Consider the following 22700-nt stretch of genomic DNA (forward strand, 5'->3'; position numbering starts at 1 on the left):
ATACCTCACACAATGCCAGTGGCGTAGAAAGTGCCGATCACCACGAAAACCGCGAGGGTCTTGATCAGCGTAATACAGAAAATGTCTTTGTAGGCTTCGCGGTGGGTCAGTCCGGTCACCGCCAGCAGCGTGATCACCGCGCCGTTGTGCGGCAGGGTGTCCATGCCACCACTGGCCATCGCGGCCACGCGGTGCAGCACTTCCAGCGGAATATTCGCCGCGTGCGCTGCACTGATGAACTGCTCGGACATCGCCGCCAGCGCGATGCTCATGCCGCCCGACGCCGATCCGGTAATGCCGGCGAGCAGTGTCACGGTGATCGCTTCGTTGACCAACGGATTGGGAATCTGCTTGAGCCAGTCGGCCAGCACCAGGAACCCCGGCAGCGAAGCGATTACCGCACCAAAGCCGTATTCAGACGCGGTGTTCATCGCCGCGAGCAACGCACCGCTGACCGCGCTTTTGCTGCCTTCGGCGAGCTTGCTTTTAATCGCCTTGAAGCCGAACGCCAGGACCATGAGGATGCCGACCAGCAACGCCGCCTGCACCGCCCAGATCGCCGTGAGCTTGGCGATTTCGGTAGTGACCGGCGCAGCCATGCCCGGTAGCGCGAGGCTGTGGGTCTTGCCGTACCACTGCGGAATCCACTGGGTGAACAACAGGTTCATGATGCCCACCGCCAGCAATGGCGACAGCGCAATCCACGGGTTGGGCAGCTTCAGGTCTTCGGCGGTTTCCGGTTCGTTGCGAAGTTCAGTGCCGTAGCCTTCGCCGGCACGTTGCGCCTTGTTGCGTTGGCGCTGCAGAAACAGCATGCCGGCGCAGAACACGAAAATCGTGCCGATCACACCCAGCCACGGCGCCGCCCATGCGGTGGTGTTGAAGAAGGTGCTGGGGATGATGTTCTGGATCTGCGGCGTGCCGGGCAGGGCGTCCATGGTGAACGAGAATGCGCCGAGGGCAATGGTCGCCGGGATCAGGCGTTTGGGAATATTGCTCTGGCGGAACATCTCCGCTGCAAACGGGTAAACAGCGAAGACGACGACGAACAACGACACGCCGCCGTAGGTGAGCAGGGCACACACCAGCACGATCACCAGCATCGCTTGTTTAGTCCCGAGCAAGCGAATCGCAGCGGCCACGATCGAGCGCGAGAAGCCGGACAGTTCGATGAGCTTGCCGAACACCGCGCCGAGCAGGAATACCGGGAAATAGAGCTTGATGAAACCGACCATCTTGTCCATGAACACCCCGGTGAACGCAGGGGCAACGGCGGACGGATCGGTGAGCAGGACCGCGCCGAGGGCGGCGATCGGGGCAAAGAGGATGACGCTGTAGCCACGGTAGGCGGCGAGCATCAGCAGCGTCAGGGCTGCCAAGGCAATGATCACACTCATGGTGTGTCTCTCCAGGATTGTTATTTTTGTGGGTGGAACGGGTGCGGAGAGTGGGTTAGCGAGATTTGTGCCAATCTTCTAACTGGTTGAAATATAAGGAAATTAGATCTCAGGCAAGGTCTGGGAGCTGTTTTTGTCTCTTAGTTGAGATTTTCTTTGAATGGGCCGGCGCCTTCGCGAGCAGGCTCGCTCCCACATTTGACATGCATTCCCCTGTGGGAGCGAGCCTGCTCGCGAAGCTTTTGCTCTAGTCTTAAAATGGAGATCAGATGTCTCTATATGTAGACTCTGCGATCCCCAGCGCAGCCATTTTCTTGTACAGCGTCGAACGCCCCAGCCCCAGCCGAACCGCCGCCTCTGGCACTTTCCCCGCGCATTGCGCCAGGGTCGACTCGATCAACTGCCGATCAAACCGCGCCCGCGCCTGTGCAAATGTCTCCCCAGCGGAGGCTTGCATGCTCGGCTCGGCCGTCCGCTCAACCGGAGTAAAGGTGCCAATCGCCCCGCGAATATCCTGCTCGGTCAGCATCAGATCATCACTGAGCAACGCCGCCCGCTCCAGCACATTGCGCAGTTCGCGGATGTTGCCCGGCCACGCGTGCTGGCCCAACAGCGCCAGCGCGTCGCGGTGCAGTTCATGCTGGCTGCGCAGTTCTTCGAGAATCGCCTCGCTCAGCGCCGGCAGATCATCGAGACGTTCACGCAGTGGCGGCACCTGGATCGGCAGTACGTTGAGGCGGTAGTACAAATCGGCGCGAAATTCGCCGCGCTTGATCGCAGCCTGCAAATCCGTCGACGTCGCGGCGATTACCCGCACATCGCTCTGAATCACTTCATTGGAGCCGACCGGCTCGAACTCCTTTTCCTGCAACACGCGCAGCAGTTTGCTTTGCAGCGGCAGCGGCATATCGCCGATCTCATCGAGAAACAGCGTGCCGCCCTGAGCGATTTGTAATTTACCGGTGCGGCCCTTGCGATCAGCGCCGGTAAATGCGCCGGGTGCCGTGCCAAAGAACTCGGCTTCCAGCAGCGCCTCGGGAATCGCTGCGCTGTTGATACTGACGAAAGCCTTGTGCGCGCGTGGCGAGGCGCTGTGGATCGCTTGGGCAAGCAACTCTTTACCGGTGCCGGTTTCTCCCAGCAGCAAAACCGGCGAATCAGCGCTGGCACTGCGCCTGGCGCGGCGTTTGACTTCGAGGCTGGCGGCGCTGGTGCCGATGAAATGGGCGAAGTTGTATTTGGTCTGCCGCGCACGCAGCAGCGAGCGGGTCGAGGCGAGTTCTTCCTGCATGCTCAGGTAACGCTTGAGCATCGGCGACAGCGTACGCAACTCGTCGAACAGAGCGAAACCGATGGCGCCGATTACGCTGCCGGCATCGTCGTGGATCGGCAGGCGCATCACCACCAGCGGTTCCTTTGGCGTGTCCTGCATATCCAGCAGAATCGGCCGACCGGTGCGTACCACCTCGCGCAGCAGGCTGCCGGGGATCACGCTTTCGCAGGGTTTGCCGATAGCGCCGGCCGCTGAATCGAGACCGAAGCGCCGGGCGTAGCGTTCGTTCATCCAGACGATATTCGCATCGCGGTCAACAATCACCGTGCCCTCACTGGATTGCTCGATGATCTCGAACAGCGAACGGATCGCCAGAGTGCGGACTCGTTGGTAGTCCTTGAGGCTTTCGGTGGTGTTCATGGAGGCTGATCCTGATTGTTTGTTGCCAGTGACGGCCCGTTCGCGAGCAGGCTCGCTCCCACAGGGGACTGCATTCCAATGTGGGAGCGAGCCTGCTCGCGAATGCGCGCCGCGAATTAGCAGAAAAAAACCTACCCCGGATGCGCCGCCGCCAACAGCTCTTTGGTGTAGGGATGCTGCGGGTTGTCAAACACGTCGTGACTGGCACCACGCTCGACCACCTGGCCGTCCTTGATCACGATCATGTCGTGGGCCAACGCGCGCACCACGGCCAGATCATGGCTGATGAACAGGTAGGTCAAACCGTATTTTTCCTGCAAATCACGGAGCAGGGCGACCACCTGTTTCTGTACGGTGCGGTCGAGGGCCGAGGTCGGTTCATCGAGCAGGATCAGCGCCGGTTTCAGCACCAAGGCCCGGGCGATGGCGATGCGCTGGCGTTGGCCGCCGGAAAATTCATGCGGGTAGCGATGGCGGCTTTCCGGATCGAGCCCCACTTCCCTGAGCACGCGAATCACTTGCTCATCACACTCATTGGCCGTCGACTCGCAATGCACTTCGAGACCTTCGCTGATGATCTGTGCCACCGACATGCGCGGGCTGAGGCTGCCAAACGGGTCCTGAAACACCACCTGCATCTGCCGCCGCCACGGCCGCAGCTGCTTTTGATTCAGGCCATCCAGCGCTTCGCCCTGAAAGCGAATGCTGCCCTCGGAATCCAGCAAGCGCAGGATCGCCTGACCCAGCGTCGACTTGCCCGAACCAGACTCGCCAACAATGCCCAGGGTCTTGCCGCGCTGAATATTCAGACTGATGCCATCGACAGCGCGCAGATACTGCTTGCGCCTGAACAACCCGCCGCCGACCTGGAAATCGACGCGCAGGTCAGCGACCTCCAGCACATTTTCGCGTTCGTCACGGGGCAGGGCTTCACCTTCCGGCTCTGCGTTCAACAGCACGCAGCTGTATGGGTGTTTGGGTTCGGTAAACAGGGTTTCGCAGGGCGCCTGCTCGACGATCTTGCCAGCCTTCATCACGCACACCCGCTGCGCGATGCTGCGCACCAGATTGAGATCGTGACTGATCAGCAGCAGCGACATGCCGAGCCGCTGTTGCAGGGACTTGAGCAGCAAGAGAATCTTGCGCTGCACGGTGACATCCAGCGCCGTGGTCGGCTCATCGGCAATCAACAACTCCGGTTCGCAGGCCAGGGCCATGGCGATCATCACCCGTTGCCGTTGCCCGCCAGAGAGCTGATGCGGATAGGCTTTCAACCGCTCCTTGGGCTTTTGAATGCCGACCAGTCCGAGCAATTCGAGAATGCGCTGCTGCGCTTGCTTGCCACCGAGGCCACGGTGCAGCAACAGGGTTTCGCCGATTTGCTTTTCAATGGTGTGCAATGGATTGAGCGAAGTCATCGGCTCCTGAAAGATCATGGCGATGCGATTGCCGCGCAGTTCTCGCAAGACCTTCGGATCAGCACCGAGCAATTCTTGCCCGCGATAGCGGATGCTGCCACGGGTTTGCGCCTCAGTATCGGGCAGCAGCTGCAGGATCGAATGCGCGGTCACCGATTTCCCCGAGCCCGATTCGCCCACCAGTGCCAGGCACTCACCGGGGCGGATATCCAGGCACAGGTCACGCACCACGGTCTGGCCATGGAAGGCGACATTGAGGTTGCGGATTTCAATCAGGTTTTCTGTCATGGTCACGCTTCAGGATCGAGGGTCAAAAGCGTCACGTAACGCTTCGCCGATGAATACCAACAAGGAGAGGATCAGCGCCAGGGTGAAGAACGCTGTCAAACCCAGCCACGGTGCTTGCAGGTTCTGCTTGCCCTGGCCGATCAGTTCGCCCAGCGAGGCACTGCCGGCCGGCATGCCGAAGCCGAGGAAATCCAGCGCGGTCAGCGTCGAAATGGCCCCGGTCAGAATGAACGGCAGGTAGCTGAGCGTCGCGTTCATTGCGTTGGGCAGGATGTGCCTGAAGATCACCTTGCGGTCAGTCAGGCCCAGGGCGCGTGCGGCTTTGACGTATTCCAGATTGCGCCCGCGCAGGAACTCGGCGCGCACCACGTCCACCAGCGCCAACCAGGAAAACAGCGCCATGATACCCAGCAGCCACCAGAAATTCGGCTCGACGAAACCTGAAAGAATGATCAGCAGATACAACACCGGCAGCCCCGACCAGACTTCCAGCACGCGCTGTCCGAGCAAGTCGACCCAGCCGCCGTAATAGCCCTGCAACGCGCCGGCGGCGATACCGATCAGCGCGCTGACAAAGGTCAGCATCAAGGCAAACAGAATCGACACCCGGGCACCAAAGATGACCCGCGCCAGCACATCCCGTGCCTGATCGTCGGTGCCCAGCCAGTTCACCGAAGTTGGTGGGCTCGGCGCCGGTGTGTTCAGGTCATAGTTGGGCGTGTCATCGCTGAACGGAATCGGCGGGAACAGCAACCAGCCGCCGCCCTTGCGAATCAGATTCTGCACGTACTCGCTACGGTAATCGGCCTGGAACGGCAGTTGCCCGCCGAACTCCTGTTCGGTGTGGCGCTTGAGCACCGGGAAGTACCACTGGCCCTGATAACTGACCATCAATGGTTTGTCGTTGGCGATCAACTCGCCACCTAGCGTCAGGATGAACAGGCCGATGAACAGCCACAGCGACCACCAGCCTCGACGGTTTTTCTTGAAACGTTCGAAACGGCGACGACCCAAAGGCGAGAGCTTGAACATCAGGCATTCCTCGCGGCAAAGTCGATACGCGGGTCGACCAGGGTGTAGCACAGGTCGCCGATCAGTTTTATCAGCAGGCCGAACAGGGTGAAAATGAACAGCGAACCGAACACCACTGGGTAGTCCCGTGATACCGCTGCTTCGTAACTCATGCGCCCAAGGCCATCGAGGGAGAAGATCACTTCGATCAGCAGCGAGCCGGCGAAGAACACACTGATGAACGCCTGAGGTATCCCCGAAACCACCAACAGCATGGCGTTGCGAAACACGTGTCCGTACAGCACGCGGCGTTCGCTCAAGCCTTTGGCGCGAGCCGTTACTACATACTGTCGGGTGATTTCATTGAGAAACGAGTTTTTTGTCAGGATCGTCAAGGTCGCGAATCCACCGATCACCAGCGCGGTGACCGGCAACACCAGATGCCAGAAGTAATCGGCGATCTTGCCCAGGGTCGTTAGCGATTCGAAGTTGTCCGACACCAGCCCGCGCACCGGAAACCAGTTCAACGAAGTACCGCCGGCGAATACCACGATCAGGAACATCGCGAACAGAAACGCCGGCATGGCGTAACCGATGATGATCGCCGTGCTGCTCCAGATATCGAAATGGCTGCCGTGGTGCACAGCCTTGCGGATGCCCAGCGGGATCGACACCAGATAGGTGATCAGTGTCGCCCACAGTCCGAGCGAAATCGTCACCGGCATCTTTTCCAGAATCAGGTCGGTGACCGTCGCGCCACGAAAGAAGCTCTTGCCGAAGTCCAGTTGCGCGTAGTTCTTCAGCATCAGCCACAGGCGCTCGTGGGCCGGTTTGTCGAAACCGTACTGCTTTTCGATGTCCTTGATCAGTTCCGGGTCGAGACCACGGCTGGCGCGCGAAGCGTTGCTCGATGTCTCGCCGGCTCCGCCGCCGACACTGGCGCCGCCAATGCCTTGCAGATGGGCGATGGCTTGTTCCACTGGTCCGCCGGGCGCGGCTTGGATGATGACGAAATTGACCAGCAGGATGATCACGAGCGTCGGAATGATCAGCAGCAGGCGCCGCAGTATGTAACCCCACATCAGTGCGGCCCTCCGGGTCTGCCGCGACTGATTTTCTCGGCGGTCATCTGCTGATTGGTCAGTGGCGTGCGGCTGATTTCCCACCAGCTCTCGATGGCTTCGTCATTGCTCGCCTGCACCGTGGGAATGCCGAAGCGGTTCCACCACACGGTCGAGGTGCCCGGCGGGTAATAGTTGGGAATCCAGTAGTAATTCCATTGCAGCACCCGGTCCAGCGCATGGGCGTAATGCAGCATGTCCGACTGAGTAGAGGCGCGGATCAGGCCGTTGATCAAGGTGTCGACCGCCGGGTTTTTCAACACCATGTAATTGTTCGCGCCGGGATCGTTGGCCGCTGCCGAGCCGAAATAGTTGAGCAACTCACCGCCCGGAGACGTGGTAACGGGATAGCCGGTGACGATCATGTCATAGTCGCGACTCATCAGGCGATTGACGTATTGCGAGGCGTCGATGCGACGGATATTCAGCTCGATGCCGATCTGCTTCAGCGTGCGCTTGTAGGGCAACAGCAGGCGGTCCATGCCGTTCTGGCTGACCAGAAAAGTGAAGCTCAGCGGCTCGCCGGCGCCGTTGACCAGTTGATCGCCATCCGGTTTCCAGCCGGCCTGCTCAAGCAGTTGCAGGGCTTGCAACTGCTTGTCACGGATGATGCCGCTGCCGTCGGTCTTCGGCGCCTCGAAGACTTTGCTGAACACTTCCTCAGGCACCTGACCGCGCAGCGGTTCGAGAATCTTCAGCTCTTGAGCGTCGGGCAACTGCCGGGCGGCGAGATCGGTATTGGAAAAGTAGCTCTGCTGGCGGATATAGACGTTGCGCATCATCTGCCGGTTGCTCCATTCGAAGTCCCAGAGCATCGCCAGTGCCTGGCGTACCCGGCGGTCCTGGAACATCGGCTTTTGCAGATTGAACACGAAACCCTGGGCCGATTGCGGCGCTTCAGTGGCGAGGTGGGCCTTCTGTAAACGGCCATCGCTGAGGGCGGGACTGTCGTAGCCGATCGAATAGCCGGTCGCGGAAAACTCGCGGTTGTAGTCATAGGCACCGCCACGCAGCACCTGACGGGCGACGTCGGTGTCGCCGAAGTACTCGATACTGAAATGGTCGAAGTTGTACAGGCCGCGACTGACCGGCAGGTCCTTGCCCCACCAGTCGCCATTGCGTTCGAAAGTGATGCTGCGCCCGGAGTCGACCTTGCCAACACGGTACGGCCCGCTGCCCAGCGGCGGCTCATAACCACCGCCGCCGGCGAAATCGCGACTCTTCCACCAGTGTTCGGGGAACACCGGCAGGGTCGCGATATCCAGGGGCAGGGTGCGGTTTTCGTTGCTTTTGAAGTCGAAGCGCACGGTCAGCGGCGCCTCGATCTCGACGCCTTTGACGTCGGCAAACTGGGTGCGATAACGCAGGCTGCCCTGGGTCATCAGCAGGTTGTAGGTGTAGCGAACGTCCTCGGCGGTGATCGGTTTGCCATCGGCAAAACGCGCCTTCGGATTGATGAAGAAACGCAGCGACAGACCGTCGTCCGAGCGTTCCATTTTCTCCGCCACCAGACCGTACACCGTGTAGGGCTCATCCAGCGAGCGCTGGGCCAGCGGCGAATACAGCAGGCCGTCGATCTGCGTCACGCCGATGCCTTTGTCTATATAGGGCAGCAGATGATCGAAGTGGCCGATTTCGATTGCCGAGCGCCGCATCGTCCCACCCTTCGGCGCCTGCGGATTGGTGTAGTCGAAATGGCCGAAGCCGGCGGGGTATTTGGCCGGTTCGCCGTAAACGGTCAGTGCGTGTTGCGGGGCAGCGGTCGCACCGGCGGCACCCGTGAGCAGGGCGAGGGCGGTGAGCATCAGTGTGGGAAAAACCAGTCGCATCGTCAGCCTTGGAACGCAAAATCGATAAGCGCAAGTTGTACGCGAGCGGCGCGCCACTCGCCAGCCGTATATGTAACCGAAACACAACGGCCCACCAAAGGGTGGGCCGTTGTCAGCAACAGGACGACGAATCAGTCCTGACGGCTGGTGACTTCCAGCAGGTGGTAACCGAACTGGGTCTTCACCGGGCCTTGCACGACGTTGATCGGCGCGCTGAACACCACGGTGTCGAATTCCTTGACCATCTGGCCAGGACCGAACGAACCCAGGTCACCGCCCTGACGGCTGGATGGGCAGCTGGAGTTGGCTTTGGCGACTTCAGCAAAATCGGCGCCGGCTTCGATCTGAGCCTTGAGTTCGTTGCACTTGTCTTCGCTGGAAACCAGGATGTGGCGGGCAGTGGCTTTGGCCATGGGGAATTCTCCGAACTGTTTCAATAAAAGGTGGAGCGTACCGGAATCAGTCGGTGAATTCTCGGCAAAGTTCCATTCTGCTTCCCTGACTCTACTCAAAGATCCGCCGCACGCAGGCGCTGGGCATGCTCGACGTACAGCTCGATAGGGTCCGGTGAAGACGCGGTTGCGCCCGGGCTGCGCCGCAAGCTCGCCAGGTGATCCATTGGATAATCAGAGCGGATCACTTGGCCGAGATGGCTACTGAAGCGTCCGACGAAGCCGTCATTCTGCTGGGGTTCGGTGGTGAAATATTGCGACAGGGCGCGGCAGGTTGCTTGAACCGGATCCAGCGTCGGCAGCCTGGATTGCGCAACAACCCCGCTCCACGAGTAGTAACGCACGCCGTTGACTTGCTCCGGGCCGTGACCGCCCCAGGTGTGTGGCAGTCCTTGTGGGAATTTGTCATTGAATTGCCCGACGCCGACGGTGGTCAGTGCGTTGAGTGCGGCCACTGCATTCTGTGGCAGTGCCACGCTGCCACTGAGCAGCGACAACAAATCGGCAAATTGCGTCGCCACGTTTTGTGCAACGACCTCCGGCAGCTTGCCCGGGACCAGTGCCTTGCGCAGGAAGTCGGCGAGCTCCGAACCATGGTTCGGACCACTGACGGAGGTGACTGAAGCGACGACGTTTGGTGCAAGCGCTGCCGCATAGCGTGCAGCGAGTGCACCTTGACTGTGTCCTATAAGGTTGACTTTCTTCGCGCCTGTGCCTCGTAGCACGCAGGCCATCTGTGACAGCAATTGCTCACCCCGCATTTCATTGTCATGGGTGGCCGAAAGGTGTGGAACAAACAATCGACAGCCAGCCGCTTTCAGCGCGGATTTGACGTCATGGAACAGCTCGAAATGACCGATACGCTCGAACCCGAACAGACCGTGGACCAACAGGATGGGATAACGAGTTGTAGCATTCCGTTGCATGTTCTTACCTTTTTCGTAGAAGTTCATCGGGAAATCACCGAGCCACTCTAAAACACCCCTGTCGCTGAGGAAGTACGAAGAGGCTTCGCGTTGTGTTTGAAAATGGACTACGAGGCGTACGAAATTTCGGAGAGCTGTGAAATCCGAATCGGAAGTTCAGTGGGTCGTTTGTCGGCATAACCGCGTGAGTTCTGCTGTTGCCTACTATGCGAGTAGCGCTTGCGCCGTCGTCGCGGTGTATTCGGCTGACATCAAGAACATTCAAAGAAGTCCTCAATGTAGATGTCAGTGTCGCCATTCGGGGCGGCACGTTTTCCAGGGAGTGGAAACGAAAATGAATAGCCATGAAGTCGAGTTTTGCTGGCGGATGCGTCAGCCGATGGTTGCCGAAGTGGCCATCGAAACTCTTGTCGCGCCGATGATTGACGGGCTCAGCGGGAGCGTGTTGGATCCTTCACTGGTCAAAGCCATCGTTCGCATTTCTCCTTATGCCAACATGAGCTGCGGCGATCAGTTGACGCTGTATTGGGAGGGGCTGGATATCGAAGGCTTCACCTATCAATACGAGAGTGTTCGATTCATCAGCCAGGCTCAGGTCGGCAGGGACGTAATCTTCGTCATCAAGGCCATGCACGTGGCTGCGCTGGATGGAGGCTCGCTGGAGGTTTACTGGACACTGCAAAGTGCGTCCGCGCCCAAGGCAGTGGAATCTGCACGCCTGCAACTGTCTGTGGGCGATATGCGCACGCAATTGTTGGCTCCACAGATCGAAGGCTCGGTAAACGGAGCGCTGGAGCCATCGCGAGTGGCAGAGGGCACCCTGGTGACTCTGCAGCCTTTCGCGAGGATGTCGGCGGGTGATCGGGTGATGTTGTCCTGGCACGGCGATACCTCGCCCGAGATCTTTACCGACTCATTGAACGTGGAGGCCTACTCCGTCGCGCAATGCCTGTCGTTCTGGGTGCCGGGGAGCTACATCGAAGCTCACCGAGGTGGTGAAGTGGTCGTCGCCTACCGTGTCGAACAGCGCTGTGGAACGGTTCGAGCGTCCGAGCCTGCCACGGTTTTCCTCGGGCCTGCAGTGCGTGCGCAATTGCCTGCGCCGGATGTCGTTGAGGCAGTTGAAAACGTGTTGTCACTGAAGGATTCGGTCGACGGCGTTTCCGTTCTCATCGAAGGGGCGCAGGTGCAAGAGGATGAGTTGGTCTATCTCAAGTGTGACGGTGAGTTCTTCAGTCACCGGGATGATCTTGAAATTACGCGGGAGACGGCTGGTCAAGCGGTGTGTTTCATCGTCCCTCACCGGTTCTGGCGTGAGCATCACGGCACAACGGTGCAGATCGCCTACACCGTGGAGCGTCTGGACGATGTCAGTCAGCAATCCCCCGTTAGGCAAATCAGCGTGGAGGCTTTGCCAGTGAATGCCGGCCCTCCGCGCTTTGAATGAGCGGGAGGGCGGTTCGATCAACGTTCGGCTTGCGCGACGCGTCGTGCGGCATCGGTCAGCAATCGCTCAGTTGCATCGAAGCCGAGGCAGCCGTCGGTGATCGATACGCCGTCGCGCCGAGCGCTGCGCCGCGGCTGGCCGCCTTCGAACAGGTGAGATTCCAGCATCATGCCGATCAGCGAGTGGTTTCCCCGCAGGCGTTGTTCAAGGACGTCATTGAAGACTGCTGGCTGGCGCAGTGGATCCTTGCCGCTGTTGGCATGGCTGCAATCGACCATGATCCGGCTGGGGATCTTCAGTCTGCTGAGCTCGGCGCTGATGTTGGCCACGCTGGTTGCATCGTAGTTCGGCCCTTGATGGCCACCGCGCAGCACGATGTGGGTGTCAGCGTTGCCGGCTGTCTGCACGATCGCCGGATGCCCTTGGCTGTCGACGCCGAAGTGCCGATGCGGATGGGCTGCCGAGCGCATGGCGTCGACAGCAACGGCGGCGCCGCCGTCGGTGCCGTTCTTGAAGCCCACCGGCATGTTCAGGCCGCTGGCCATTTCGCGGTGGATTTGCGATTCGGTGGTGCGGGCACCAATGGCCACCCAGCTCAGCAGGTCATCAAAGTAGTTGGCGGCCATGGGTTGCAGGAGTTCGGTAGCGACCGGTAGTCCGAGCTGGATCATTTCCAGCATCAGTTCGCGCGACAGCGTCAGACCGGCAGCCATATCGTCAGTGCCGTCCAGATGCGGATCGTAGGCCAGACCTTTCCAGCCGATCGTCGTTCGCGGCTTTTCGACGTAGGCACGCATGACCAGCAGCATTTCACCGCTGACATCTTCGGCCAGGCGAGCGAGTTTGCTGGCGTATTCGATTGCCGACTGCGGATCATGGATAGAGCAGGGGCCAACGATGACCAGCAGGCGCGGGTCTTCACCGTCGAGGATGGCGCGTACCGCCTGGCGATGGGCATTGACCTGCTGATGCAGGGAGTGGCTGAGCGGCAATTGCTGCTTGAGTTGCAACGAGCTGGGCAGGCGCAGGGTCAGCGCTTCGTTGGCAGAATCGAGGGTGGACAGCGGCAAAGCGGAAACTGAAGAGTTCATGTTCGGTCTTCCTGGGCGGATGGCGGGTTTTTCCCGCGCACTCGGCCCTACTGGGGTGTTCGACAAATGGCCGTACTGGCTAGGCGTGTGTGTTTGCCACCTGTAGGTGACCGATCGGAGGCGGCAGGCTGTCCCGAGCGGAGGCTGGTAAATCGCCAGGCGCTAAAGCTGTCGTAACGGTAATAAGTGGCGTAGTTCATGGTGCATTCCTCAAAGTGTCTGGTGTGGTGCTGAAAGTTGTTGGCCTGAAAAAACAAAACCCCCGGTCGGGAGGCCGACCGGGGGTTGAGAAATCTCTGGTAGGCGACCCGTTATCATGGGCGCCGTGTGGGTATCAGGCGCGCCAGTGGCTAAACCAATACCCAAAATAAAAGTTGCCTGGAGCGCACATGTCATTCACCCGGACAGCCGCAACCGAGCGCGGGGCGCTGGCGATGCATGGCTGTGAAGGGGCGTTGAACATGGTCTGTCTCCGATGAATACGCCGAGCTTACTCGACGCTGATACGCGTCAGCAATCAGAAAATGCTATTGCGTGCCGAGCGAAACGGCTATCACTGGCAAACGATCTGGTTAAAGTACATTTTTACGATTGGAGAGAGCTGAATGAGTTATCGAATTCGGCATGCCACCCATGATGATCTTGCCTTTGCGCGGGATCTGACCTGTCGCAACATGCTGCGCTATTACATTGACCACGATCTGTTGTGGCAGGACGAGGCATTCGACGCAGGCTGGCAGTATCGTGAGAACTGGATGATCCTCCAGGATGAACTGCTGATCGGCTTTGTCAGTCTGAGCGAGGATTCGCGGGCGCTGTACATACGCGAATTGCAGATTGATCAGACCTGGCGAGGGCAGGGCGCCGGCTCCTGGGCTATCGATCAGGTTATTGACATGGCCCGTCAGGCGCGACGTCCTGCACTGCGACTGACGGTCTTCGATAACAATCGTGCGCAAGCACTGTATGTCCGCAAAGGACTGCGTATCGTAGGCAGGGATGAGTGTTTCCTGAGGATGCAGCTCGATTTGAGTACAGCTGTGCTCTGAAACCCACAGCCGGCAAGCTCTGAATGATGAATTGAAACTTTTTAAATACGGCTTTCCGCTAGGTCTGTCTGGCACTTTTTGCTAAGGTGTCCGGCATCCCAATAAGACCATATCGCGAGGTGTCTGCTTGATTAGGGTGCTAGTGGTCGACGACCATGATCTCGTTCGTACAGGCATTACACGAATGCTGGCCGATATCGATGGCCTGCAGGTGGTAGGCCAGGCCGAGTCAGGCGAAGAGTCCCTGATCAAGGCCCGTGAGTTGAAGCCTGACGTAGTGCTCATGGACGTCAAGATGCCCGGCATCGGCGGCCTCGAAGCCACACGAAAACTGCTGCGCAGCCACCCGGACATCAAGGTGGTTGCCGTTACGGTGTGCGAGGAAGACCCTTTCCCGACGCGTTTGCTGCAGGCCGGTGCGGCTGGTTACCTGACCAAGGGCGCGGGTCTGCCGGAGATGGTTCAGGCCATTCGGCTGGTTTTCGCCGGGCAGCGTTACATCAGTCCGCAGATCGCTCAGCAGTTGGCAATCAAATCTTTCCAGCCCACCAATGATTCGCCGTTCGACGCGTTGTCCGAGCGGGAAATCCAGATTGCCTTGATGATTGTCGGCTGCCAGAAGGTCCAGATCATTTCCGACAAGTTGTGCCTGTCGCCGAAAACCGTGAACACCTACCGCTACCGCATTTTCGAGAAGCTTTCGATCAGCAGCGATGTCGAGTTGACCCTGCTCGCAGTGCGTCACGGCATGGTGGACGCCAGCGCCTGATCATGACCGAGACATTCGATTCCAGTGCTTTCCTGTCGACCGTCAGCGGTCGGCCAGGCGTCTATCGCATGTTCGACAGCGAAGCGCGCCTGCTGTATGTCGGCAAAGCCAAAAACCTGAAGAAACGTCTGGCGAGCTACTTTCGCAAGACCGGGCTGGCGCCGAAAACGGCTGCACTGGTCGGGCGTATCGCTCAGGTCGAGACGACCATCACCGCCAACGAAACCGAAGCGCTGCTGCTGGAACAGACGCTGATCAAGGAGTGGCGTCCGCCGTATAACATCCTGCTGCGCGACGATAAATCCTATCCGTACGTGTTCCTCTCCGACGGACAGTTTCCGCGCCTGAGCATCCATCGCGGTGCCAAAAAGGCCAAGGGCAAGTATTTCGGTCCGTATCCAAGTGCTGGGGCCATCCGCGAAAGCCTGAGCATTCTGCAGAAAACCTTCTTCGTCCGTCAGTGCGAAGACAGCTACTACAAAAACCGTACCCGTCCGTGCCTGCAATATCAAATCAAACGCTGCAAGGCGCCATGCGTGGGCCTGGTCGAGCCTGACGTCTACGCCGAAGACGTACGCCACTCGGTGATGTTCCTCGAAGGTCGCAGCCACGCGCTGACCAACGAGCTGTCCACCGCGATGGAAGAGGCAGCGATCAATCTCGAATTCGAACGCGCGGCCGAATTGCGTGACCAGATTGCCTTGCTGCGTCGGGTGCAGGACCAGCAAAGCATGGAAGGCGGAACCGGCGATATCGACGTTATTGCCGCATTCGTCAACCCCGGCGGCGCCTGTGTCCACCTGATCAGCGTGCGCGGCGGGCGAGTGCTGGGCAGCAAGAATTTCTTCCCGCAGGTCGGCATCGAGGAAGACGTTTCCGAGGTCATGGCAGCGTTCCTCGGTCAGTACTACATCAGCAGCCCCGAACGCGATCTGCCGAGCGAACTGATCGTCAACGTGGTTCACGAAGACTTCCCTGCGTTGATCGAAGGGATTCACACGTTGCGCGGCCGTGAGTTGGCCATCAGTCATCGGGTGCGCGGCACCCGTGCGCGCTGGCAGCAACTGGCCGTGACCAACGCTGAGCAAGCGTTGGGCGCGCGTCTGGCCAACCGTCAGCACACCGCCGCGCGATTCGACGCGCTGGCTGAAGTGCTGAATCTGGATGAGCCGCCGCAGCGCCTGGAATGCTATGACATCAGTCATTCCAGCGGCGAAGCCACTGTGGCCTCCTGCGTGGTGTTCGGGCCGGAAGGCGCGATCAAGTCGGATTACCGCCGCTACAACATCGAAGGCGTCACCGCCGGCGACGATTACGCGGCCATGCACCAGGCGTTGACTCGCCGCTTCAGCAAACTCAAGGACGGCGAGGGCAAGTTGCCGGACATCCTGTTGGTCGACGGTGGCAAGGGCCAATTGTCGATGGCCCGCGATGTGCTCAACGAACTGGCCGTGCCGGATCTGATCCTGTTGGGCGTCGCCAAGGGCGCCACGCGCAAGGCCGGTTTCGAAACGTTGTATCTGAATGATGCAGCGCACGAGTTCACCTTGCGCGGCGATTCGCCCGCCTTGCACTTGATTCAGCAGATCCGCGATGAGGCGCACCGCTTCGCAATTACGGGGCATCGCGCTCGTCGCGGCAAGACCCGCCGAACCTCAACGCTGGAAGGCGTGGCAGGGGTAGGGCCGACACGTCGCCGTGACCTGTTGAAACATTTTGGTGGATTGCAGGAGCTGTCTCGTGCAAGCATCGAAGAGATCGCCAAAGCCCCGGGGATCAGTAAAAAGCTCGCTGAGTCGATTTATGCGAACCTGCATAGTGAGTAGAATGCCCCTTCACCTCGTAGCCAGTTGTGCCGATGAATATCCCTAATCTGATTACCGTTCTACGCGTCCTGCTCATCCCGATCTTTATTTTGCTGTTCTATCTGCCCTACGAGTGGAGTTACATGGCCTCCGCTTCGGTGTTCGCCTTCGCGGCCGCAACCGACTGGCTCGATGGTTACCTGGCGCGCCGACTGGAGCAGAGCACACCGTTCGGGGCGTTTCTCGATCCGGTCGCCGACAAGCTGATGGTCGCTGTTGCCCTGGTCCTGCTGGTGCAGGAACACGGCAATCTCTGGCTCACGCTGCCAGCGGCGGTCATCATCGGTCGCGAGATCGTGATTTCGGCCCTGCGCGAATGGATGGCCGAACTCGGCGCACGAGCGCAGGTAGCCGTTTCCAATCTCGGCAAATGGAAAACCGCTGCGCAGATGCTCGCGCTGGTGATTCTGCTGGCTCATCCAAAGGCATTCAGCTTCTGGGTCGTGCTCGGATATACACTGCTGATTGTATCGGCAGGGCTGACCCTGTGGTCGATGGTTCAATACCTTCGCGCCGCTTGGCCGCACCTGAAGACCGATGTCGAAAAGAAATAAAAGTTTTTTGAATCAAGGGGTTGACGGGGCATCTTAATTCTATAGAATGCGCCACACCAAGCGGGAATAGCTCAGTTGGTAGAGCACGACCTTGCCAAGGTCGGGGTCGCGAGTTCGAGTCTCGTTTCCCGCTCCAATTTGTACAGTGTTTGTTGTTGCGCTACTGACAGCAAAGACTTTGAGGCCGAGTAGCAAAATGGTTATGCAGTGGATTGCAAATCCACCTACGCCGGTTCGATTCCGACCTCGGCCTCCACTATCAAAAGCCCCGTAGATCAATGATCTACGGGGTTTTTTGTTGTCTGCAAAAAAAGTGGTGTTCACATGTTTGCGGAGGGTCAATCAGTCAAGCACGACCCGGTCTGGATGTGGCTGGCACCTTCCACCGTCAGATTCGAGAAAAAGATGCAGCCAATGAGCCGCGCGAACAGCGTCAATGTCTCTGCAAGATCGGGGTTGTCAAACAGGACAGCCCTTGAGTCCAGAGCGCAAAGGGCACCCCAGAGTCTCCCGTCCGGCAGAAAAACAGGCGCGCCTGCGTAGCTTTCAATTGAATACTGCTTCACCACAGGACGTGACGACAGTCGTCCATCCTGGCTGATTTGTGGAAGGAACAGGGCTTGAGGGTTTCGTCGAAACTCACTGCAAAGGGTGGTTTCCAGATCCAGCGTATCGCCAACATTTATTCCCAGTTCAATCGGATCGTACGCCGAACAAACGATCCACTCTGTTTCAGTGAATTTTGCGATTCCGGCGAAGCGTGTACCGGTCAGACGGGTGACAAGCTGCAGGATGTTGGTAGTTGCTTCGATCTCGGCAATCGCCGAGCGCTCCTCTTGGCTTAAAGACGCTTTTAGAACGGTGTCACTCATTTGCATGGAACCAAATCTCCTGATTGCTTGTACATCCCTGAGCTGTGCTCTGGGTGACGTTCTGTGAGGCGTGATCGTGGTGAAGGGGGCGTGCTAATTACCTTTCATCGATTTCGGCGCCATCCTTTAGCGTAGACATCCCGTCCAGTCTTGGGTTGCCTGCTCATAATCTCAATCGATGAAACATCTGTCACCCGTGCAGCTAAGGTGATGGTGAGCATCTGAATCTTTTGAGTCTATCGTCCCAAGTTTCAGTCGGGTTGCTGCGATTTGCCAGTAACCTCGGCGTCTACTTCAAGCAAACTCCGTAGCCCACTGATTTCTGGGGCTTTTTTATTTTTTCGCGGTCAGCGATATTTTAGTTCTCAAATCGCGCACTCCAACCTTGCTTCACCGGGACGTGATGTATATATTCCCCCCTCGGCTTTTCAAGCGGCCATCCTGTCAGGATCGCAACCGCAAGGCTGAACAAAGCAACACCGCGCTACCGCCCGAATGGCGAAACTGGTAGACGCATGGGACTTAAAATCCCCCGCTCGTAAGGGCGTGCCGGTTCGATTCCGGCTTCGGGCACCATGAATATCAAGGGCTTGCATGAGATACCTCGTGCAAGCCCTCAATTCTTTTTCCGCAATCAGAAAATCTTTTCCGCAATTCGAAACCGTTGGTCACTTCGTAGGGGTTACCTTCATGCCCTTACGCATCCGAATGTACTGCTCTGTCATCCCGACAGTTGTATGCCCTAACTGGTCTCGAGCTTCGCGAATGCTCCCCGTCGACTCCTCTTTGTCCGTTGCCGCTTTTGCTCGTAAATCCCGCATCTGAAATTCTGCTTTCGGAATCCCGGCTGCCTCCCTAGCGTCATCAAATCTTTTCCTGAGCATGCTCGTCGTCATCGGCTGTCCAGAGTCGATTACCACAAGACGTGTTGATCTGATTTTGTAGCCAGCCTTTCGAGCCATGATTCGATCTATCACAATTCTGAGCTCTCCAATAATCTCGATCCTTCGTTTCGCACCAGTCTTCCCCTGCTGGACGGAAAGCTTTCCTTCTTTGATATCTCGCTCATCCATCTTCAGTGTGTCGGCCACCCTTTGTCCTGTCAGATAGAACAGGTCCAGGGCATCTCTCAATGGTTGATCGGCGTACAGATATACTTTGGCAAGAACGTCGTCTTCGACATATACGTCGCGACCAGATTCCTTGTTACCCTTTATCCCGGCGCAGGGGTTTGCCAGAGACGTGTAACCATTCTCGCGAGCAAAGTTCCAAATGGAGCTGAGTAAGGCCTTTTCTCGATTCGCGCGAATTGGTGCTGTTTTGCCCCGGTGACGAAGGTACTGACTGACATGCTTCGGTTCGATCGCTTCAAGCGGGGCAGGCGGATCGTTGAAGAACAGCAGAAGGTTTTTAAGTTCGCGCGCGTTGTCCTTTTGAGTGGCATGGGCTTTGGTTGGAACGACCTCCTTCATATAGAGCTCGGCAACGTATGCAAAAGTTAATACTTCTTGCATTAAAGCCTGAGATACACGGCTTTTTTCCAGTTTTGCGTACTCTAAGATGGCAAGGCCATAGTCAGTACCCAGGGGGATTTCTTTGCGCGGTTTTCCACCAGTGTCGTACAAGTAGTAGGTTGTTTTGCCGCGCTTTCTCTCACGCAAGCGGGGAATGCTCCCCGGTTTCGTTGGTCTTCGTCCCATCTATCCAACAAGCGTGGCTGCCACTTCGGCGTTTCCGATGTGGTGGTGGTTGACCCTGTTAGCGCTGAAGTCACGACGCAGGGCCATCCATTCCTTTTTATCGTATGGCGGATGCCATTTCGCTTTAAAACGGTGATCTGACCTGCTTTAGTTTTGGCGCCGGTCAATTCGCATACTTGCTCATGGCTCAAAAACTGGATTGTCATGCTGCCTCCTTGCTAGGTCCGAAAGCGCTTCTCAAAGGTGCTTGCTGATTGGAGTGTTCGTCCTTCGAGGTCGGCGGCAAGCTTCCTGCCATCGCAAGTGCTTGTGTACGAAGGGACCGAGCATCACGTTCAAGTTTCTTCCCGGTACGAAAAGCGCTGAACGTCTCGGCCGCGATACGCAGCAGCTCGCCGATGGCGACCAGCGTCTGGTGCTCGGCCGGGCCGAAGTGCGGATCTGCTTCAAGTCGTTTGCAGGCTTTTGCCAGGCGCGTGTACACGGGTTATCGAACTCGCGAGATCTCTCTAGCTGAAACCTTTGCAGGGATGTCCGTCTTTCCAAAGGGATGGGGGCAGGGCATGGCAGTCGAGCGACCGGACCGGGCGGAAAACCGCCGGGGACCCTGGGGACTATCAAAGGACACGGGGTCGGAAACCCGCGGGATCGTGTTAGTGGGAGGCCCGCCAGCTTACTGAAATTTCAATCCACTGAAATCTTGAAAGGATTCATTGAAAAGCCGCTGTAAAGGAGGGCTTATGAGCACAGCTACGTACCTGTCAAAGAGCGCCTTCGCTGCGCACATCGGCCGGTCACCGAGCTACATCACCTGGCTGAAAGAGAATGGCCGCCTGGTACTGTCACCCAATGGCAAGCAAGTCGACGTGCTGGCCACTGAAGCGTTGATCCGCGACACCGCCGACCCGAGTAAGGCTGCCGTCGCCGCTCGCCACCAACAGGAGCGGCTTCAGCTTGATGTGTACAGCCACGTCGCTACACAATCCCAACCGACCAACATGGCTGCGCCGCCGCCCGTTGATCCCGCGCAAGGGCAGTCCCCGGACTTTCAGAAAGCGCGTGCACATCGCGAGCACTACTTGGCGCGGATGGCTGAGATGGAGTTTCGCAAGGCGCAGGGGGAGCTGGTGGAAATCAGCTTTGTGCAGAAAGTCGCTTTTGAAACGGCGCGATCGCTTAATCATTCGCTAATGAGCCTGTCGCCGCAATTGGCGCCACAACTCGCCGCGCTGTCGGATCCGTGGGTGGTGGAGAGGCAGCTAACGGCTGCGCTGCACCAACGACTTAACGAAGCGGCACAAGTGTCAAGCGATGACTTTGGATTTGCGTTGAGCGAGTGCTAAGGATATCCGCTGATAGGCATTTTTCTGCTCGCATCGGAATTGATTGGCGCCTGCTTCCAGTCAGTATTAGCCGTCGGCGTAAAGTGTTATCACGCGCCTACCGATGCAGCAGGCGAGTGTAATTTTGAATCTACCACCGCATGCGTAGTCACCCATTTTAAGACCTGGATATGCAGGTGCTTGTCAGAGGGTTATCGCTCTACTGCGACGCATTTGATCTCCACGAGAAGGCCAGGTCGAGCTAATTCACTGACACCAATGCAGGTCCATGCACAAGTGCTTCTCGGAAAGACTTTATCCTTTACGCGTCTGAAAATTGGCATGTGACGGTGCATGTCGACGTGGTAAGTTGTCATTTCTACGACGTCTTCAAATTTACAGCCACCTGCCTCCAAGACGATCCGGAGATTGTCCCATGCAGCTAAAAACTGCTGCTCAGGTTCTTCAATGACGGATAATTCCGGCGTCCTGCCTACCTGACCCGCGCAGTAGAGAGTTTTTCCTACCTTTACTGCTGGTGCATAACCCGCGCGCTCGTAGATCAATCTCATGCCATCTGGAACAATGATCTGACGGTCAGTCATGATTGCGGAGCCCCAAGTTAGAACGGTTACGAAAGCTAACTCAGGGGCCAGAGCCGCGTCCACTCAGTTCACTTCTCATCTATTAATCAACCCCACAGGTGCTTTTAGCCGCTGCTGAGTCTTTTTGAACTCATTACCTAATGTGGCTACCTCGATCGATGCAAAAGGCGCGAGCCGGGAGCCTTACTGATCAGAAGCATTTCGATGGTTGGTTCGCTGCTAGGCTGGCTCGTCAGTTCGTGTCGTCATCACCTTGAAATATATCTGCGTAAAGTCGCGCGACTGTAGGGGTAAGGTTATGACCGGTAGGAATGAGAAAGTCGGCGTGTGGTGCGAGCCGTTTTACGTAGATGACTTCGTAAACCCTGCGCACGATTCCAGGTGCTGTTTCTTCCCGGTCCAGGCCAGGCATTATCCCTACCGCTTTGTAACCGGCTTGCTCCAGTGCTTGTTGCATATACGGCGTGCGGGTTGTTGCCATGCCATAGATCAGCCCCGCGCCCATGAACGTGCCGATTTTTTCTCCCAGGTCCTGGGCCGCAACGGCCAGTCTGGCTTGTCTGTGCGGTTTGGCTACCGCGCCGACCCGCCCGAAAATAACGTCAGCACCGTCAATTTTTTCCCACGTGGCGATAGCGACAATCTCATCGTTCTGGCGGACGACGGTAGCGAATATGCCTCGATCCGGATCGTCTTCGAGCACCACGTTGTCTGCGTAGAACTGCTGGTCCAGAAACGGGCTTGCCAACCCCACCGAAATGGAGGGAAACCATGTCCGGAAAAAATCTGTCGCGACATTGATCTCCTCACGTTTCAGGTAATCCCAACTGTAGCCATAGGGTAAATCGGTGAAGCTGCGAATTTGCTCGATCGTTGGCCATTTCATGCGGTTCTGCTCGTTTGTCTGATTGCTTCGATAAGTGGCGCCGGGGTCAGGCCCGAGGGTCAGGGTTATTGGCGGGTGCCGGGGCATGCCTGGCGGCGATCTGCCTGTGGCGCTCGACCACTTCGCCAATGACCAACTGCATCAGCCTCTGCACGATGGCCGTATCCAGCTCGGCCTCCTGAGCAAGTGCTGCCAGACGCTGGTATTGCTGCTGCTCTCTGGCCTCGTCTACCGCAGGCAACTGATATCGGGCTTTGAGCAATCCGACCTCATCGGTACAGCGAAACCGTTCCGCGAGCAGATGGATGAGCGCGGCGTCGATATTGTCGATGGTTTTCCTGAATGTTGAGAGTTGACGCGCGATGTCGGAGTTTTCCATGAATGACCTCGTGGCAGGTGTTCGAA

The 22700-nt window shown here is 58.0% G+C and carries 21 protein-coding genes, 3 tRNA genes and 1 pseudogene; 9 read left to right on the forward strand and 16 right to left on the reverse strand.

Features of this window, described 5'->3' with window-relative positions:
- Window positions 1–5: 5 nt before the first annotated feature.
- The 8 genes from OC605_RS15860 to OC605_RS15895 all read right to left on the reverse strand — a co-directional run bounded on the left by OC605_RS15860 (window position 6) and on the right by OC605_RS15895 (window position 10135).
- The gene (locus OC605_RS15860) at window positions 6–1397 is read right to left on the reverse strand and encodes a GntP family permease (RefSeq protein ID WP_016774505.1); all 1392 of its coding nucleotides are present in this window, start codon (window positions 1395–1397) and stop codon (window positions 6–8) included.
- Window positions 1398–1662: 265 nt separating this feature from the next.
- On the reverse strand, window positions 1663–3090 hold the full coding sequence (locus OC605_RS15865; protein ID WP_262138071.1) for a sigma-54 interaction domain-containing protein: 1428 nt from the start codon (window positions 3088–3090) through the stop codon (window positions 1663–1665).
- 131 nt (window positions 3091–3221) lie between these two features.
- Window positions 3222–4796, reverse strand: coding sequence for an ABC transporter ATP-binding protein (locus OC605_RS15870; RefSeq protein ID WP_262138074.1), 1575 nt, complete (start codon window positions 4794–4796; stop codon window positions 3222–3224).
- A gap of 9 nt (window positions 4797–4805) precedes the next feature.
- Window positions 4806–5828: an ABC transporter permease gene (locus tag OC605_RS15875; protein WP_262138076.1), complete on the reverse strand. Its 1023-nt coding sequence runs from the start codon at window positions 5826–5828 to the stop codon at window positions 4806–4808.
- Window positions 5828–6889 carry a microcin C ABC transporter permease YejB gene (locus OC605_RS15880; protein WP_262138078.1) on the reverse strand — a complete coding sequence of 354 codons (1062 nt, stop codon included), beginning with the start codon at window positions 6887–6889 and terminating at the stop codon, window positions 5828–5830. The genes OC605_RS15875 and OC605_RS15880 overlap by 1 nt, the downstream gene beginning before the upstream one ends.
- Window positions 6889–8757, reverse strand: a complete 1869-nt coding sequence (locus OC605_RS15885) for an extracellular solute-binding protein (RefSeq protein ID WP_125926814.1) — start codon at window positions 8755–8757, stop codon at window positions 6889–6891. The genes OC605_RS15880 and OC605_RS15885 overlap by 1 nt, the downstream gene beginning before the upstream one ends.
- Before the next feature lie 131 nt (window positions 8758–8888).
- A complete protein-coding gene (locus tag OC605_RS15890) occupies window positions 8889–9170 on the reverse strand; it encodes a peptidylprolyl isomerase (RefSeq protein ID WP_016774509.1) in 282 nt (93 codons plus the stop codon).
- Between the two features lie 95 nt (window positions 9171–9265).
- Window positions 9266–10135, reverse strand: coding sequence for an esterase/lipase family protein (locus OC605_RS15895; RefSeq protein ID WP_122750823.1), 870 nt, complete (start codon window positions 10133–10135; stop codon window positions 9266–9268).
- Between the two features lie 334 nt (window positions 10136–10469).
- Here OC605_RS15895 and OC605_RS15900 point away from each other — a divergent pair, with 334 nt between their 5' ends.
- Window positions 10470–11582 carry a hypothetical protein gene (locus OC605_RS15900; RefSeq protein ID WP_262138081.1) on the forward strand — a complete coding sequence of 371 codons (1113 nt, stop codon included), beginning with the start codon at window positions 10470–10472 and terminating at the stop codon, window positions 11580–11582.
- Window positions 11583–11599: 17 nt separating this feature from the next.
- Here the strand turns inward: OC605_RS15900 and OC605_RS15905 are convergent, their stop codons facing one another.
- Window positions 11600–12673, reverse strand: a complete 1074-nt coding sequence (locus OC605_RS15905) for a 3-deoxy-7-phosphoheptulonate synthase (RefSeq protein ID WP_262138083.1) — start codon at window positions 12671–12673, stop codon at window positions 11600–11602.
- 605 nt (window positions 12674–13278) lie between these two features.
- Between OC605_RS15905 and OC605_RS15910 the strand changes: the two genes are divergently transcribed.
- The 6 genes from OC605_RS15910 (at window position 13279) to OC605_RS15935 (ending at window position 17166) form a co-directional block, all read left to right on the forward strand.
- A complete protein-coding gene (locus tag OC605_RS15910; RefSeq protein ID WP_186567137.1) occupies window positions 13279–13722 on the forward strand; it encodes a GNAT family N-acetyltransferase in 444 nt (147 codons plus the stop codon).
- Between the two features lie 127 nt (window positions 13723–13849).
- Window positions 13850–14491: a UvrY/SirA/GacA family response regulator transcription factor gene (uvrY, locus tag OC605_RS15915; RefSeq protein WP_024012761.1), complete on the forward strand. Its 642-nt coding sequence runs from the start codon at window positions 13850–13852 to the stop codon at window positions 14489–14491.
- A gap of 2 nt (window positions 14492–14493) precedes the next feature.
- Window positions 14494–16317 carry an excinuclease ABC subunit UvrC gene (gene uvrC / locus OC605_RS15920; protein ID WP_024012762.1) on the forward strand — a complete coding sequence of 608 codons (1824 nt, stop codon included), beginning with the start codon at window positions 14494–14496 and terminating at the stop codon, window positions 16315–16317.
- Between the two features lie 32 nt (window positions 16318–16349).
- Complete coding sequence (gene pgsA, locus OC605_RS15925; RefSeq protein ID WP_016774513.1) at window positions 16350–16910, forward strand: CDP-diacylglycerol--glycerol-3-phosphate 3-phosphatidyltransferase; 561 nt, start codon at window positions 16350–16352, stop codon at window positions 16908–16910.
- Window positions 16911–16970: 60 nt separating this feature from the next.
- Window positions 16971–17046: transfer RNA gene (locus OC605_RS15930), tRNA-Gly, on the forward strand.
- A 46-nt stretch (window positions 17047–17092) separates the two neighbouring features.
- Window positions 17093–17166, forward strand: a tRNA-Cys gene (locus OC605_RS15935).
- A gap of 82 nt (window positions 17167–17248) precedes the next feature.
- On the opposite strand, the gene OC605_RS15940 is transcribed toward OC605_RS15935, so the two are convergent.
- Entirely contained in the window at window positions 17249–17782 is a 534-nt protein-coding gene (locus OC605_RS15940; protein ID WP_163012213.1) for a GAF domain-containing protein, read from the reverse strand.
- A 489-nt stretch (window positions 17783–18271) separates the two neighbouring features.
- Here OC605_RS15940 and OC605_RS15945 point away from each other — a divergent pair.
- Window positions 18272–18358: transfer RNA gene (locus tag OC605_RS15945), tRNA-Leu, on the forward strand.
- Between the two features lie 92 nt (window positions 18359–18450).
- Here OC605_RS15945 and xerC read toward each other — a convergent pair.
- The 3 genes and pseudogenes from xerC to OC605_RS15960 form a co-directional block, all read right to left on the reverse strand.
- Window positions 18451–19482 (reverse strand): tyrosine recombinase XerC, encoded by a 1032-nt coding sequence (xerC, locus tag OC605_RS15950; protein ID WP_262138086.1) that lies wholly within the window; start codon window positions 19480–19482, stop codon window positions 18451–18453.
- An 8-nt stretch (window positions 19483–19490) separates the two neighbouring features.
- Window positions 19491–19688 (reverse strand): annotated as a pseudogene (locus OC605_RS15955) (DUF4224 domain-containing protein); the annotation flags it as partial.
- On the reverse strand, window positions 19685–19966 hold the full coding sequence (locus OC605_RS15960) for a hypothetical protein (protein ID WP_373877960.1): 282 nt from the start codon (window positions 19964–19966) through the stop codon (window positions 19685–19687). The gene OC605_RS15960 and the pseudogene OC605_RS15955, both read right to left, overlap by 4 nt.
- A gap of 256 nt (window positions 19967–20222) precedes the next feature.
- Between OC605_RS15960 and OC605_RS15965 the strand changes: the two genes are divergently transcribed.
- Window positions 20223–20825, forward strand: coding sequence for a terminase small subunit (locus tag OC605_RS15965; protein WP_262138088.1), 603 nt, complete (start codon window positions 20223–20225; stop codon window positions 20823–20825).
- Window positions 20826–21016: 191 nt separating this feature from the next.
- Here OC605_RS15965 and OC605_RS15970 read toward each other — a convergent pair whose 3' ends face one another.
- The 3 genes from OC605_RS15970 to OC605_RS15980 all read right to left on the reverse strand — a co-directional run bounded on the left by OC605_RS15970 (window position 21017) and on the right by OC605_RS15980 (window position 22674).
- A complete protein-coding gene (locus OC605_RS15970) occupies window positions 21017–21409 on the reverse strand; it encodes a RidA family protein (protein ID WP_009049394.1) in 393 nt (130 codons plus the stop codon).
- Window positions 21410–21641: 232 nt separating this feature from the next.
- Complete coding sequence (locus OC605_RS15975) at window positions 21642–22295, reverse strand: hypothetical protein (RefSeq protein WP_262138098.1); 654 nt, start codon at window positions 22293–22295, stop codon at window positions 21642–21644.
- 46 nt (window positions 22296–22341) lie between these two features.
- Window positions 22342–22674 (reverse strand): chorismate mutase, encoded by a 333-nt coding sequence (locus OC605_RS15980; protein ID WP_042609810.1) that lies wholly within the window; start codon window positions 22672–22674, stop codon window positions 22342–22344.
- Window positions 22675–22700: the final 26 nt, after the last annotated feature.

The sequence above is a fragment of the Pseudomonas sp. Marseille-Q5117 genome, from assembly GCF_946901175.1.
Lineage (GTDB): Bacteria > Pseudomonadota > Gammaproteobacteria > Pseudomonadales > Pseudomonadaceae > Aquipseudomonas > Aquipseudomonas iranensis.

Coding starts and splice junctions, on each gene's coding strand:
- OC605_RS15885 (WP_125926814.1), bottom strand. CDS start 8,757: ATGCGACTGGTTTTTCCCACACTGATGCTCACCGCCCTCGCCCTGCTC.
- OC605_RS15900 (WP_262138081.1), top strand. CDS start 10,470: ATGAATAGCCATGAAGTCGAGTTTTGCTGGCGGATGCGTCAGCCGATG.
- pgsA (WP_016774513.1), top strand. CDS start 16,350: ATGAATATCCCTAATCTGATTACCGTTCTACGCGTCCTGCTCATCCCG.
- OC605_RS15910 (WP_186567137.1), top strand. CDS start 13,279: ATGAGTTATCGAATTCGGCATGCCACCCATGATGATCTTGCCTTTGCG.
- OC605_RS15875 (WP_262138076.1), bottom strand. CDS start 5,828: ATGTTCAAGCTCTCGCCTTTGGGTCGTCGCCGTTTCGAACGTTTCAAG.
- OC605_RS15860 (WP_016774505.1), bottom strand. CDS start 1,397: ATGAGTGTGATCATTGCCTTGGCAGCCCTGACGCTGCTGATGCTCGCC.
- xerC (WP_262138086.1), bottom strand. CDS start 19,482: ATGGGACGAAGACCAACGAAACCGGGGAGCATTCCCCGCTTGCGTGAG.
- OC605_RS15890 (WP_016774509.1), bottom strand. CDS start 9,170: ATGGCCAAAGCCACTGCCCGCCACATCCTGGTTTCCAGCGAAGACAAG.
- OC605_RS15980 (WP_042609810.1), bottom strand. CDS start 22,674: ATGGAAAACTCCGACATCGCGCGTCAACTCTCAACATTCAGGAAAACC.
- OC605_RS15975 (WP_262138098.1), bottom strand. CDS start 22,295: ATGAAATGGCCAACGATCGAGCAAATTCGCAGCTTCACCGATTTACCC.
- OC605_RS15880 (WP_262138078.1), bottom strand. CDS start 6,889: ATGTGGGGTTACATACTGCGGCGCCTGCTGCTGATCATTCCGACGCTC.
- OC605_RS15940 (WP_163012213.1), bottom strand. CDS start 17,782: ATGAGTGACACCGTTCTAAAAGCGTCTTTAAGCCAAGAGGAGCGCTCG.
- OC605_RS15965 (WP_262138088.1), top strand. CDS start 20,223: ATGAGCACAGCTACGTACCTGTCAAAGAGCGCCTTCGCTGCGCACATC.
- uvrC (WP_024012762.1), top strand. CDS start 14,494: ATGACCGAGACATTCGATTCCAGTGCTTTCCTGTCGACCGTCAGCGGT.
- OC605_RS15865 (WP_262138071.1), bottom strand. CDS start 3,090: ATGAACACCACCGAAAGCCTCAAGGACTACCAACGAGTCCGCACTCTG.
- OC605_RS15870 (WP_262138074.1), bottom strand. CDS start 4,796: ATGACAGAAAACCTGATTGAAATCCGCAACCTCAATGTCGCCTTCCAT.
- OC605_RS15895 (WP_122750823.1), bottom strand. CDS start 10,135: ATGCAACGGAATGCTACAACTCGTTATCCCATCCTGTTGGTCCACGGT.
- OC605_RS15905 (WP_262138083.1), bottom strand. CDS start 12,673: ATGAACTCTTCAGTTTCCGCTTTGCCGCTGTCCACCCTCGATTCTGCC.
- OC605_RS15970 (WP_009049394.1), bottom strand. CDS start 21,409: ATGACTGACCGTCAGATCATTGTTCCAGATGGCATGAGATTGATCTAC.